Source organism: Tepidimonas sp., from assembly GCF_036825565.1.
Taxonomy (GTDB): domain Bacteria; phylum Pseudomonadota; class Gammaproteobacteria; order Burkholderiales; family Burkholderiaceae_C; genus Tepidimonas.
Window position 1 is genome coordinate 1 of record NZ_DAISXZ010000070.1, and the last position, 11,893, is coordinate 11,893.

The 11,893-nt window shown below is 65.9% G+C and carries 13 protein-coding genes, 1 other RNA gene and 1 pseudogene; 11 read left to right on the plus strand and 4 right to left on the minus strand.

What is annotated here, in order from left to right; translation table 11 throughout:
* Window positions 1-65: 65 nt before the first annotated feature.
* Both serC and gyrA read right to left on the minus strand, forming a co-directional pair.
* Window positions 66-1,211 carry a 3-phosphoserine/phosphohydroxythreonine transaminase gene (serC, locus tag V7026_RS09315; protein ID WP_334155109.1) on the minus strand — a complete coding sequence of 382 codons (1,146 nt, stop codon included), beginning with the start codon at window positions 1,209-1,211 and terminating at the stop codon, window positions 66-68.
* Between the two features lie 4 nt (window positions 1,212-1,215).
* On the minus strand, window positions 1,216-3,846 hold the full coding sequence (gyrA, locus tag V7026_RS09320) for a DNA gyrase subunit A (RefSeq protein ID WP_334155110.1): 2,631 nt from the start codon (window positions 3,844-3,846) through the stop codon (window positions 1,216-1,218).
* A gap of 312 nt (window positions 3,847-4,158) precedes the next feature.
* Here gyrA and ompA point away from each other — a divergent pair, with 312 nt between their 5' ends.
* From ompA to ssrA, 4 genes are all read left to right on the plus strand, one after another.
* Window positions 4,159-4,815 (plus strand): outer membrane protein OmpA, encoded by a 657-nt coding sequence (gene ompA / locus V7026_RS09325; RefSeq protein WP_334155111.1) that lies wholly within the window; start codon window positions 4,159-4,161, stop codon window positions 4,813-4,815.
* A 144-nt stretch (window positions 4,816-4,959) separates the two neighbouring features.
* A complete protein-coding gene (ubiG, locus tag V7026_RS09330) occupies window positions 4,960-5,676 on the plus strand; it encodes a bifunctional 2-polyprenyl-6-hydroxyphenol methylase/3-demethylubiquinol 3-O-methyltransferase UbiG (RefSeq protein WP_334155112.1) in 717 nt (238 codons plus the stop codon).
* The gene (locus V7026_RS09335) at window positions 5,673-6,344 is read left to right on the plus strand and encodes an HAD-IA family hydrolase (RefSeq protein WP_334155113.1); all 672 of its coding nucleotides are present in this window, start codon (window positions 5,673-5,675) and stop codon (window positions 6,342-6,344) included. The genes ubiG and V7026_RS09335 overlap by 4 nt, the downstream gene beginning before the upstream one ends.
* A gap of 13 nt (window positions 6,345-6,357) precedes the next feature.
* Window positions 6,358-6,733, plus strand: a transfer-messenger RNA (tmRNA) gene (ssrA, locus tag V7026_RS09340).
* A 556-nt stretch (window positions 6,734-7,289) separates the two neighbouring features.
* On the opposite strand, the pseudogene V7026_RS09345 reads toward ssrA, so the two are convergent.
* Window positions 7,290-7,470 (minus strand): annotated as a pseudogene (locus V7026_RS09345) (YnfA family protein); the annotation flags it as partial.
* A 6-nt stretch (window positions 7,471-7,476) separates the two neighbouring features.
* On the minus strand, window positions 7,477-7,914 hold the full coding sequence (locus V7026_RS09350) for a Cd(II)/Pb(II)-responsive transcriptional regulator (RefSeq protein ID WP_334155114.1): 438 nt from the start codon (window positions 7,912-7,914) through the stop codon (window positions 7,477-7,479).
* A gap of 84 nt (window positions 7,915-7,998) precedes the next feature.
* On the opposite strand from V7026_RS09350, the gene V7026_RS09355 reads away from it, so the two are divergent.
* The 7 genes from V7026_RS09355 (at window position 7,999) to V7026_RS09385 (ending at window position 11,791) form a co-directional block, all read left to right on the plus strand.
* The gene (locus V7026_RS09355; protein ID WP_334155115.1) at window positions 7,999-8,670 is read left to right on the plus strand and encodes a cation diffusion facilitator family transporter; all 672 of its coding nucleotides are present in this window, start codon (window positions 7,999-8,001) and stop codon (window positions 8,668-8,670) included.
* Complete coding sequence (locus V7026_RS09360) at window positions 8,660-9,040, plus strand: DUF3703 domain-containing protein (protein WP_334155116.1); 381 nt, start codon at window positions 8,660-8,662, stop codon at window positions 9,038-9,040. The genes V7026_RS09355 and V7026_RS09360 overlap by 11 nt, the downstream gene beginning before the upstream one ends.
* A gap of 64 nt (window positions 9,041-9,104) precedes the next feature.
* Window positions 9,105-9,437, plus strand: coding sequence for a hypothetical protein (locus V7026_RS09365; RefSeq protein ID WP_334155117.1), 333 nt, complete (start codon window positions 9,105-9,107; stop codon window positions 9,435-9,437).
* A gap of 105 nt (window positions 9,438-9,542) precedes the next feature.
* Window positions 9,543-10,049, plus strand: coding sequence for a signal peptidase II (gene lspA / locus V7026_RS09370; protein ID WP_334155118.1), 507 nt, complete (start codon window positions 9,543-9,545; stop codon window positions 10,047-10,049).
* Window positions 10,046-10,462 carry a disulfide bond formation protein B gene (locus V7026_RS09375; RefSeq protein WP_334155119.1) on the plus strand — a complete coding sequence of 139 codons (417 nt, stop codon included), beginning with the start codon at window positions 10,046-10,048 and terminating at the stop codon, window positions 10,460-10,462. The genes lspA and V7026_RS09375 overlap by 4 nt, the downstream gene beginning before the upstream one ends.
* A complete protein-coding gene (locus tag V7026_RS09380; RefSeq protein WP_334155120.1) occupies window positions 10,459-11,151 on the plus strand; it encodes a DsbA family protein in 693 nt (230 codons plus the stop codon). The genes V7026_RS09375 and V7026_RS09380 overlap by 4 nt, the downstream gene beginning before the upstream one ends.
* A gap of 1 nt (window position 11,152) precedes the next feature.
* Window positions 11,153-11,791 carry an SCO family protein gene (locus V7026_RS09385; RefSeq protein WP_443082338.1) on the plus strand — a complete coding sequence of 213 codons (639 nt, stop codon included), beginning with the start codon at window positions 11,153-11,155 and terminating at the stop codon, window positions 11,789-11,791.
* The last annotated feature ends 102 nt before the right edge of the window (window positions 11,792-11,893 follow it).

An 11,893-nucleotide genomic window follows, 5' to 3' on the forward strand; every position in this document is an offset into this window, starting at 1 on the left:
GTCGGGGACGGGGTTTGGGAGTCGTCGGTCATGTCGGGCCGCTGAGGGGGCCGGGCCGTCGGCGCTCAGGCGTTGCGCTCGAAGTCCCGCAGGTAGTCAACGAGAGCCTCCACTCCCGCCATCGGCATGGCGTTGTAGAGACTGGCACGCATGCCGCCCACCGACTTGTGGCCCTTGAGCTGCAGCAGCCCGCGCGCTTCCGCCCCGCGCAAAAACGCGGCGTTGCGGGGGTGGGCGGGGTCCTGCAACGGCGCTCCGTCGTCGCCGCGCAGGAAGAAGGGGATGTTCATGCGCGAGCGGCAGGCGGGATCGACCCGGTTGACATACAGGGACGAGCCGTCGATCGCGTCGTACAGGCGCTGTGCCTTGGCAATGTTGCGCGCCTCCATCGCCGCCACGCCGGTGAGCGCCCCTTCGCGCTGCGCGAGCAGCCACTGGAAGGTCAGACCGGCGATGTAGATGGCGTAGGTGGGCGGTGTGTTCAGCAGCGAATCGGCGTCCGCCAGGGCGCGGTAGTCGAACACGCTGGGGCAGATCGGCAGCGCATGGCCCAGCAGATCCTCGCGCACCACGATGATCGTCAGTCCAGCCGGGCCGATGTTCTTTTGCGCGCCGCCGAAGGCCAGGCCGACGCGGCTCCAGTCGATCGGGCGCGACAGCACATGCGACGAAAAGTCGATCACCAGCGGTGCGTCGCTGCCCAGCGCGGCCAGATCCGGCAGGCTGTGGAACTCCACCCCGTGGATGGTTTCGTTGCTGCACAGGTGCACGTAGCTGGCGTCCGCGCTCAACCGCCACGTGGCCGGGTCGGGCAGGGTCGTAAAGCCGGTGTCGGCCGCGCTGGCGGCGATGCGGGCCTCGCCGTAGCGCGCGGCTTCCTTGGCGGACTTCTGGCTCCAATTGCCGGTCAGGACGAAGTCCATCGCCCGCGCCGGGCGCCGCCCCGCCAGGTTGAGCGGCACCATCGCGTTGTGCGCCAAGGCACCGCCCTGGCTGAACAGCACCTTGAAGTGCGCCGGAATGGCCAGCAGGGTGCGCAAATCGCGCTCGGCCTGCTCGGCAATGGCCATGAAGGCCTTGCCGCGGTGGCTCATTTCCATCACGCCCATGCCGGTGCCGTGCCAGTCGAGCATTTCGGCCGCCGCCTGTTCCAGCACCGCTTCGGGCATGGTGGCCGGGCCGGCCGAGAAGTTGTAGGGACGCCGTGCCACCGTGTCAGCCCTCCGTGTCGTCCGCGTCCGCCGGCGGGGGGGCGTCCTCGCCCTCGTCGTTGTCCGCTATGCGCTGCAGGCCGCTCAGGCGGTCGCCGTCATCCAGCGCGATCAGTGTGACGCCCTGCGTGGCGCGGCCCAGCTCGCGGATCTCTGCCACCCGCGTGCGCACCAGCACGCCCCGGTCGGTGATGAGCATGATCTCGTCCTCCGGCCGCACGAGGGTGGCCGCAACCACGCGCCCGTTGCGCTCCGATTGCTGGATGGCGATCATGCCCTTGGTGCCGCGGCCGTGGCGCGTGTACTCGGTGATGGAGGTGCGCTTGCCGTAGCCGTTTTCGGTGGCGGTCAGCACGCTCTGGCTCTCGTCCTCGGCCACCAGCATGGCGATGACGCGCTGGCCGTCCTCCAGCGCCATACCCTTGACGCCGCGCGCCTGCCGGCCCATCGGGCGCACGTCGTTCTCGTCGAAGCGCACCGCCTTGCCGGCGTCGGAGAACAGCATCACGTCGTGCCGCCCGTCGGTCAGCGCGGCACCGATCAGGTAGTCGCCCTCGTCCAGATCGACGGCGATGATGCCGGCCTTGCGCGGGTTGCTGAACTCGTCCAGCGCCGTCTTTTTGACCACGCCGTGCGCCGTGGCCATGAACACATAGTGGTCGGCCGGAAAGCTGCGGAACTCGCCGGTCAGCGGCAGCACCACGTTGATCTTTTCGCCTTCGGCCAGCGGGAACATGTTGACGATCGGCCGCCCGCGCGCGCCCCGCCCGCCGGCGGGGACTTCCCACACCTTCAGCCAGTACAGCCGCCCGCGGTTGCTGAAGCACAGAATCCAATCGTGCGTGTTGGCGATGAAGAGCTGGTCGATCCAGTCGTCGTCCTTGGTGGCGGTGGCCTGCTTGCCGCGCCCGCCGCGGCGCTGCGCGCGGTACTCCGACAGCGGCTGGCTCTTGATGTAGCCCGCGTGCGACAGGGTCACCACCATGTCCTGCGGCGCGATCAGGTCCTCGGTGTCGAGTTCCTGCGCGTTATGTTCGATGTGGCTGCGGCGGGCGCCGGCCTTGCTCTGGCCAAACTCCGCGCGGATGGCGCGCAGCTCGTCACCGATGATGGCGGTCACCCGCTCGGGCCGCGCCAGGATGTCGAGCAGGTCGTCGATCTGCGCCATCACCTCCTTGTACTCGGCGACGATCTTGTCCTGCTCCAGGCCGGTCAGGCGCTGCAGCCGCATCTGCAGGATCTCCTGCGCCTGCGTCTCCGACAGCGCGTAGAGCCCGTCGGCCTGCAGCCCGTAGGCGCGCGCCAGCCCCTCGGGGCGGTAGTCGTCGGCGTTGACGGTGCCGCCGTCGGCGCGCGCGCGCGTCAGCATCGCGCGCACCAGTTCGCTGTCCCAGCGGCGTGCCATCAGCTCGGCCTTGGCCACCGGCGGGGTGGGGCTTTCGCGGATGATGCGGATGAACTCGTCGATGTTGGCCAGCGCCACCGCCAGCCCCTCCAGCACGTGGCCGCGCTCGCGCGCCTTGCGCAGCTCGAACACGGTGCGCCGCGTCACCACCTCGCGCCGGTGCTGCAGGAAGATGTCGAGCAGATCCTTCAGGTTGCACAGCTTGGGCTGGCCATCGACCAGCGCCACCATGTTGATGCCGAAGGTGTCCTGCAGCTGCGTGTGCTTGTACAGGTTGTTGAGGACGACCTCCGGCACCTCGCCGCGCTTGAGCTCGATCACCACCCGCATGCCGGACTTGTCGGACTCGTCCTGGATGTGGCTGATGCCCTCGATGCGCTTGTCGCGCACCAGCTCGGCGATGCGCTCCAGCAGCACCTTCTTGTTGACCTGGTATGGGATCTCGTCGACGATGATGGCCTGGCGCTGGCCGCGGTCGATGTCCTCGAAGTGGCAGCGCGCGCGCATCACCACGCGCCCGCGCCCGCTGCGGTAGCCCTCGCGCACGCCCTGGATGCCGTAGATGATGCCGGCGGTCGGAAAGTCCGGCGCCGGGATGAAGGCCATCAGGTCGTCGACGCTGGCCTCGGGGTGGGCCAGCAGGTGCAGGCAGGCGTCCACCACCTCGTTGAGGTTGTGCGGCGGGATGTTGGTGGCCATGCCGACCGCGATGCCGGCCGAGCCGTTGACCAGCAGGTTCGGCAGTCGCGCGGGCAGCACCAGCGGCTCGCGCTCGCTGCCGTCGTAGTTGGGGCCGAAATCGACCGTCTCCTTGTCGATGTCGGCCAGCATCTCGTGCGCGATCTTGGCCAGCCGGATCTCGGTGTACCGCATCGCCGCGGCGGCGTCGCCATCGACCGAGCCGAAGTTGCCCTGGCCGTCGATCAGCATGTGGCGCAGGCTGAAGTCCTGCGCCATGCGCACGATGGTGTCATAGACTGCGCTGTCGCCGTGCGGGTGGTATTTACCGATCACGTCGCCGACGATGCGCGCGGACTTCTTGTACGGCCGGTTCCAGTCGTTGCCGAGCTCGTGCATCGCGTACAGCACGCGCCGGTGCACGGGCTTCAAGCCATCGCGGGCGTCGGGCAGCGCGCGCCCCACGATCACGCTCATTGCGTAATCGAGGTAGCTGCGGCGCATCTCCTCTTCTAGGCTGATGGGCAGGGTTTCTTTGGCAAACGAAGTCATGGGAACGCCGCATGGGTGCGGACGGCCAGGCCGATGCCCCGCGTCCGACGCGCGCCGCCAGGGGTCTGGCGGGCAAACCGCTTTATTGTAAGGAACGCGCGCGGGCCGGCCGTCGGGTGCGCGCTGGGGGTGGGCCTGTTGTTCGTGGGTGACATTGGGGCGGGGGCATTATCGCGTTGTCGTCGCGCTGCGGCCGGCCGGGGCTTGGCACAGGTATCGCTTATGGCACAATGGATCCACAGCCGACAGGTTTCGCCTGGGTTGTTGGCTCGCTCAATCTCCCGTCTCGTCCCCCAGACCAAGAGGAACCCAATGAACAAGTTGACCAAGATCGCAGCGCTGTTCGCGACGGCCGCCATGGCCTCTGCCGCCGGCGCTCAGACCATCGACAACTGGCGCAACGGCACCGGTGACTTGGTGTGGAAGAACGGCACCAACGAGCTGTGCTGGCGCAACGCCAACTGGACGCCCGCCACCGCCGCCAAAGGCTGCGACGGCGCCATCGTGCCCGCGCCCGCACCGGCGCCCGCTCCGGCCCCTGCACCGGCACCCGCTCCTGCAGCGACCCCGGCGCCCGCCCCGGCTCCCGCTCCCGCTCCCGCGCCGGCTCCGGCTGCGCCTGCCAAGGTGACGTACGCCGCCGATGTCTTCTTCGACTTCGACAAGGCCGTCCTCAAGCCTGAAGGCAAAGCCCGCCTGGACGACCTGACCGAGAAGGTCAAGGGCATCAAGCTGGAAGTCGTGATCGCGGTCGGTCACGCCGACTCCACCGGTCCCGATGGTTACAACCAGAAGCTGTCGGTGCGCCGCGCCGAGGCCGTCAAGGCGTATCTGGTGAGCAAGGGCATCGACGCCAACCGCATCTACACCGAAGGCAAGGGCGAGACCCAGCCGGTGGCGGACAACCGCACCCGCGAAGGCCGCGCCAAGAACCGTCGCGTGGAAATCGAAGTCGTCGGCACGCGCTGATCGGCACCGACGGGCGTCCGGTCCATCTGCGTCCGGTCGTCGTGTCCACGCGGCCGCGTCATTGGCCGATTCGAAGCCCCGCCCTGGCGGGGCTTTCTCTTTTTGAGGAGGCGGCGGCACGTTCCGGCGGGTGATAATCCACCCATGGATGCTCCGCTGAACGCCGATGCGGCCGAATTGGCCAAATTTTCCGAGTTGGCCCACCGGTGGTGGGACCCCGAAAGCGAATTTCGCCCCCTGCACCAGATCAACCCCTTGCGATTGGGCTGGATCGAGGGTTTGGCCGGCCCCCTGGGTGGCCGTGCCGTGCTTGACGTGGGCTGTGGGGGCGGTATTCTGGCCGAGGCCATGGCTCGACAAGGCGCCCGGGTGCTCGGGATTGATTTGGCCGACAAGCCCCTCAAGGTGGCCCAGTTGCATGCGTTGGAGCAGGGGGTTCGAGGGATCGCTTACCGACGCATCAGCGCCGAGCAGTTGGCCGCCGAGCAGGCGGGTCACTACGACGTCGTGACCTGCATGGAAATGCTGGAGCATGTGCCCGACCCAGCCTCGGTGGTCGCGGCCTGCGCCACGCTCGTCAAGCCCGGGGGGTGGGTGTTCTTCTCGACCCTCAACCGCAACCCCAAATCGTTTTTGTTTGCCATCGTCGGCGCGGAGTATTTGCTGCGTCTGTTGCCGCGCGGCACGCACGAGTACGGCAAGTTCATCCGCCCCAGCGAGCTGGCGGCCCACTGTCGGCGCGCCGGCCTGGGCCTGCAGGCGACCAGCGGGCTGGAATACAACCCGCTGACGCGCCGCTATTGGCTCAGCGACGACACCAGCGTCAACTACCTGTTCGCCACGCGCAAGGGGGCGGCATGACCCGCTGGCGTGGCATCCGCGCGGTGCTGTTCGACTTGGACGGCACGCTGGTGGACAGTGCTCCGGATTTGGGCCACGCAGCCGACCTGATGCGTCAGCGCCGGGGGTTGCCGCCGCTGGACGAAGCCTACTACCGCCCCCGCGCCAGCAGCGGTGCGCGCGGCATGATCGAGGCGGCCTTCGGCCTGACCCCGGAGCACCCCGAGTTCGAAGCGTATCGGACGGAGTATCTGGATACCTACGGCCAGGTGCTGGCGCGCCGCACGCGGCCGTTTGACGGCGTGGCCGAGCTGATCGCAGCTCTGGATCGCGCGCAGGTGGCGTGGGGGGTGGTCACCAACAAGGTGGAGCGCTTTGCCTTGCCGTTGACCGCCGCGATACCGCTGTTTGCCACGGCGGCCACCGTTATTGGCGGGGACACCACGCCCCACCCCAAGCCACATCCCGCTCCGCTGCTAGAGGCTGCCCGGCGCCTGCAACTACCGCCCGAGGCCTGCCTCTACGTCGGTGACGACGAGCGCGACATCGTCGCAGGCCGCGCGGCCGGCATGTCCACCGTGGCGGCGCGCTACGGTTATTTGGGCGTGGCCGCCGATGTCGAAGCCTGGGCGGCCGATGCCATCATCGAGTCGCCGCAGGCGCTCTTGAATTTTCTGGAACTGGCGTAAACTAAAGGGGCACGGGGCTGCATTGGTTTCGACGTGGGTTCGGACCCGCAGCAGGGCATGTCGAGGTGCTGTCACCTCGTTAAACCGCAGCAAAAAAGTAACTGCGAACGACGAACGTTTCGCTCTCGCCGCTTAATCCGGCGAGCCTTGCACCGGTCGGCCGATAGGCCGGGCCGCGGGGGCCGCAAGGTCCTCCGGCAGCAAGGGAACCTTCATCGGCTGGTCGGGCGGCGGGCAACTTGCCGCACGACGAGATCCAAGGTTGCTGGTCCGGGATGCAGCGTGCCGCTGCGCGGCGCCCCGGGCGAGATCCAGTCCAGACGGCTACACATGTAGAACTGCGCGAAGAAGGCTTGCGGACGGGGGTTCGAGTCCCCCCAGCTCCACCAATTCAAGAACCCCAACTCGTCTGAGTTGGGGTTTTTTCTTGGGCGATCGCGCGTGTTGCCCCGTGTTGTTGCGGGTTCATGCGGAAACTTGCGGACTTCGCCCGCCGCATCATCAAGGCCGTTCTGCGCCTGGTTCTCTCGTTTTCGGCCATTTCTCTCTGCATCCCCCGCGCCCGGAAATGGGTCGAAGTCCACAAGGCTCTCTGATTGGTGCCAATAAAAACAACGACTTACGAGTGGACGAATCGATCGGTTTTTTCCCGACATTGGTAGACGACCAAGAATCACAACCTGGCGCTTTGCCTGTGAATGGCTGGAAAAGACAGGGGCCACCTGCTGCTGCCATTGGAAGCGCGAGCGGCTCCATAAGGCTGATTCCGGACGCTCCATCTTGAAGTGCCAATGTTCGAAGAAGCGACAAGCAGTCATTCGAAGAGGAAGCTCTCTAGTCAATTGGCCGACTTGTCCGAAGGATGAACGGCCGATGAACTGAACTGTCAGTGGGGCTGAAATGCAATGATCCCCATGCCCAACAAGGCCACCGTAGCACCGTTTACACCCCGCCATAGGCCGCATCATGCAAAGCCAACAACCAAGCGAACAGCGCGAGACTGGCCGCCGCCGGCAGCAGCAACCACGCTGAACCGCCTCGGCGAAGCCACAGCCAGGGCAGATAGCAGCCGACAGCAGCCGACCTCGGCCAATGCGGTGCCGACGTACAGCAAAAAGGTCTTCATGGCCGGTCAGTGCGCAAGATGGGCATGGCATGCGCAGGCCTCGCCATGCGCGGCAGCCACCAGTTCTTTGAGGATGCCGCAGTCTGTGCCTTCGTCGTCACAACGGCCGCAACTGGCCTTGAGGAGCAACAGCTGCTTCTCCAGAGCGCGCATGCTCTTAAGCCGGGCCCGTACCTTGTCGATCTGCTCCTGCACCAGTTGGTCCACGTCCGGGTGCGGCTCGCCCGGTGCGTCCAGCGCGCCCAGCAGCCGGCGGATGTCGGCCAGCGGCATCTCCAGCGCGCGGCAGTGGCGGATGAAGGCCAGTCGCTCCAGGTGGGTACTCGCGTAGTCGCGGTAGCCGTTGTTCTGCCGGGCCGGCTCCGGCAGAAGGCCTTGTTTTTCGTAGTAGCGGATGGTGTCCACGTCCACGCCTGTGGCCTCGGCCAGTTCCTTGATGCGCATGGGGTTTCTCCTATTGGTGGGACCCAGGGCTTGACTCTGGAGCGGCTCCAGGGTTTCCAATACCGGCATTCTGAAGGAGTTTCCATGTCGGCCCATTGCTGTGAACACGATTGCCCCGCCCCCGAACAAATCACCAACCTGCCACGCTACCGTCGTGTGCTGTGGGTTGCGCTGATCGTCAATGCCTCCATGTTCCTGGTCGAGCTGGGCGCGGGCTTCTCATCGGGCTCGCTGTCCTTGCTGGCCGATGCCATCGACTTCGCGGGTGACGCGTTGAACTACGGCGTGTCGCTGGCGGTGCTGGCATCGGCGCTGGCCTGGCGCGCTCGGGCGGCCATGTTCAAGGCCTTCAGCATGATGGGTTTTGGTCTCTATGTGCTGGGCAGCGCGCTGTGGTCGGTCTGGAACGGCAGCGTGCCGGACGCGCCGACCATGGGCGTGGTGGCGTTGCTGGCGCTGCTGGCCAACGTGTCGGTGGCCTGGCTGCTGTACGCCTTCCGCGAGGGCGACGCCAACATGCGCAGCGTCTGGCTGTGCTCGCGCAACGACGCCATCGGCAACGTGGCGGTGTTCCTGGCGGCCCTGGGGGTTTTTGGTACCGGAGCCGCCTGGCCCGATCTGCTGGTGGCAGCCCTGATGGCGGGTCTGGCCTTGCACGGCGGCTGGCAAGTGCTGCGCCAGGCGCGGGGGGAATTGGGGGCGGAAGGCGTCCAAGGCCACGGTCACGACCATGGACACCATGACCATGCCCACTGAACCCGCGGCGTCGGTGGCGTTCGACCCGGACACCTTCGAGCGGTTGCACCGGTCGTACCTTCGGGTGGATCGCCGCGACCTGGACCAGGCCTGGCATCTGCTCGAAGCCCTGCATGTGCTCGGGCAGACGCGGCTGGTTCAACATGCGCGAACGCATGGGCTCATGTTGGGACTGGCCTGGCGGACGCGAAACCTGGCCGAGGTGAACGGGCAGGTCTTGCGGCTGCTGCTGGTGCCGCTGGGGCACCTGCTGGGCCGGCTGCCGCTGGGCAACACCGGGCGCTCGAACGTCGGCGCGTTTCGGCCCATGTCGGTGGCGCCGGAACTGCTGGCCACCATCCGCGCACACCAACGGACGTCGACACCCTGAACGCCCGTTGGGTTGTCACGGTCAACATCTCTTCATCACAGCCGCCGCCCTACAATCTACCCCGATGCGTGCCTGCCTGTTTGCCCTGCTGCTGATGTTCTGCCTGCCCCTGCAATGGGCAGGCGCGGCCACAGGCGCGCCTTGCGTACACGAACCCTGTGCGCCGATGCACGTCAGCGCGGCTGGTTTCTCGTCGCAGGCCGCCGACCACGCCGCTGAGTCCCACGCGCAGCACCCGCACTGCGCAAGCTGCCACGCCGGCGCCGTGGCCCTGCTGGCCAGCGTGCCGTTTTCCATGGGCGATACCCGCACCCGGACGCAAGCCGGGTCGCGCTCCTGGACCGAAGACCTGTTCGTCGAGCGGCCCGAACGGCCGCAGTGGCCCACCCTGGCCTGACCAGGGTTCGGCTTCTTTGACGGCGCCCATCGCCGAGCTTCTCCGATCCCTGTGAAACGTGCCAGCCCTCGCGGTTGGTGATGTCCGTTCTTTCAGGGTCTTTTCATGTCTGCATTACCGTGGCGGGGTCGTCCCCGTCTGGCCTGGCTGGTGGCCGTGGCTTTTCTTCTGGCACTGGATCAGCTGAGCAAAACCTGGTTCGCCAGCACCATCGCGCTGGGCACAGCGGTGGAAGTCACGACCTGGTTCAACCTGGTCCATGTGCTCAACACAGGCGCCGCGTTCTCCTTGCTGGCCGAAGCGGGTGGCTGGCAGCGGGTGTTTTTCATCGTCATCGGTTTCATGGTGGTGGTCCCCATCACTTTCGTCTGTCTCGCGCGTCAGGTGGAACCGCTGGAGCGGGCCGCGGGCGCACTGCTGGTGGCCGGTGGCAGCGGCAACCTGATCGACCGCATCGCCAGCGGCGCGGTCACCGACTTTCTTGATCTGCACTGGCGCGGTCTGCACTGGCCGGCCTTCAACCTGGCCGATGTGTTCATCGTGCTGGCGGCGGGCGCCTGGATTCTGATGTCCTTTCGCCCGCCCGTCGCCTCCTCGGAGAGCCCGTCATGACCCGGCCCTGGACCTTGCTGCTGCTGGCCTGGCTGGTGGCCACTACAGCCACCCTGGGCGCGCTGTTTCTCGGTGAGGTGATGGGCATGACGCCCTGCGTCCTTTGCTGGTACCAGCGCATCTTCATGTTCCCCCTCGCCATCATTCTCGGGATCGCCTGCTTCGCCGATGACCGTCGGGGCGCCGTCTACGGCCTTGCGCTGGCACTGGGCGGGCTGGCCATGGCCGGGTACCACACCCTGCTGGTCGCGGGCCTGATTCCCAAGGCCTGGGTACCTTGCAGCGCCGGTGTGTCCTGCGCTGACCAAAAGCTCGAAATCCTCAACGGCGTCCAGATCCCCTGGCTGTCGCTGGCCGCGTTCATGGCGCTGGCATTCCTTCTCATCGTCTACCTCAGAAAGTCCTCCCGATGAATTCCAAAAAAATCACCGTCGTCGCCCTGGTCGCCATCGTCCTGGTGTTCTTCTTCCTCGGCATGAACGCCTACCAAAAGCGGGTGCAGAACTCGCAGGCCGAAAAGGTCAGCCAGGTGGTCCAGCAGGCAGGCAGTGAACCCGCCAGCCAGACGGACAACCGCCTGGTCCGCTTCCATTCACCGGTCTTCGGTCCCAGCAACGCACCAGTCACCATCGTCGAGTTTTTTGACCCGGCGTGCGAGACCTGCCGGGCGTTCTATCCCATCGTCAAGGACATCCTGAAACAGTACCCGAACGACGTGCGCCTAGTGATCCGATATGCACCGTTCCATGCCGGTTCCGATCAGGTGGTCAAACTGCTTGAGGCCTCCAAACGCCAGAGCAAGTACGAACCCGTGCTGGAAATGATTCTGGCTACTCAGCCGCAGTGGGCCGACCATGGGAAACCCAATATCGATCTGGCGTTTCGAGCGGCGCAGGAAGCTGGTCTCGATATTGCAAAAGCTCAGGTCGACGCCCAGGGTTCTGACATCGCTGCGGTACTCAAGCAGGACATCGAAGATTTAATTGCACTGGAAGTGAACAAGACCCCGACATTCTTTGTTAACGGTCGTGGTCTGCCATCCTTCGGAGACCAGCAACTACGGGCACTCGTCGCTGAAGAAGTTGCAAAAGTAAGGAAATGACATGTACCCGCATTCTTTATCCACCCCCGGCCACCCATCCATGGACCGTCGGCGCTTTGTGCAGGCGGCGCTCGCCAGTGTGGTGGGTGTGCCTGTGCTGATGGCCTGCTCACCCGAGGTCACGCCGTTCAAAAGCACCGATGTGACCGGTGCCGCGTTTGCCCAGGATTTCCGGCTCAAGGACCACCACGGCCAGCTGAGGACGCTGGCGGACTTCAAGGGCAAGATCGTGGTCACCTTCTTCGGCTTCACGCAGTGTCCGGACGTTTGCCCCACCTCCATGACGACCATGGCCGAGGTCAAGCGCCTGCTGGGTGGCCAAGGTGAGCGGCTGCAGGTGCTCTTCATCACGGTGGACCCCGAGCGTGACACGCAGGCACTGCTCAAGGAATACATGGCGAGCTTCGACCCAGGCTTCATCGCGCTGCGGCCCGAGCCAGACGAACTCAAAGACGTCGCGGCGGCCTTCAAGATCTACTACAAGAAGGTCCCCGGATCGACGCCGACGGCCTACACCATGGACCACTCGGCCGGAAAGTACATCTTCGACACCGAGGGTCGGGTGCGCCTGTTCTCCGCCTACGGAACCGACGCCGCAACGATCGCGTCGGACATCCAGATTCTTCTTTCCAAGGCCTGAGGCGTTTCAAGCCCTGGTCAAGACATCGAATGACCTGACATGCACCCAACTGTCATGTCCCGGATGATTATGGGGTCGCTTTTGGAACAAATCCGATCTTCG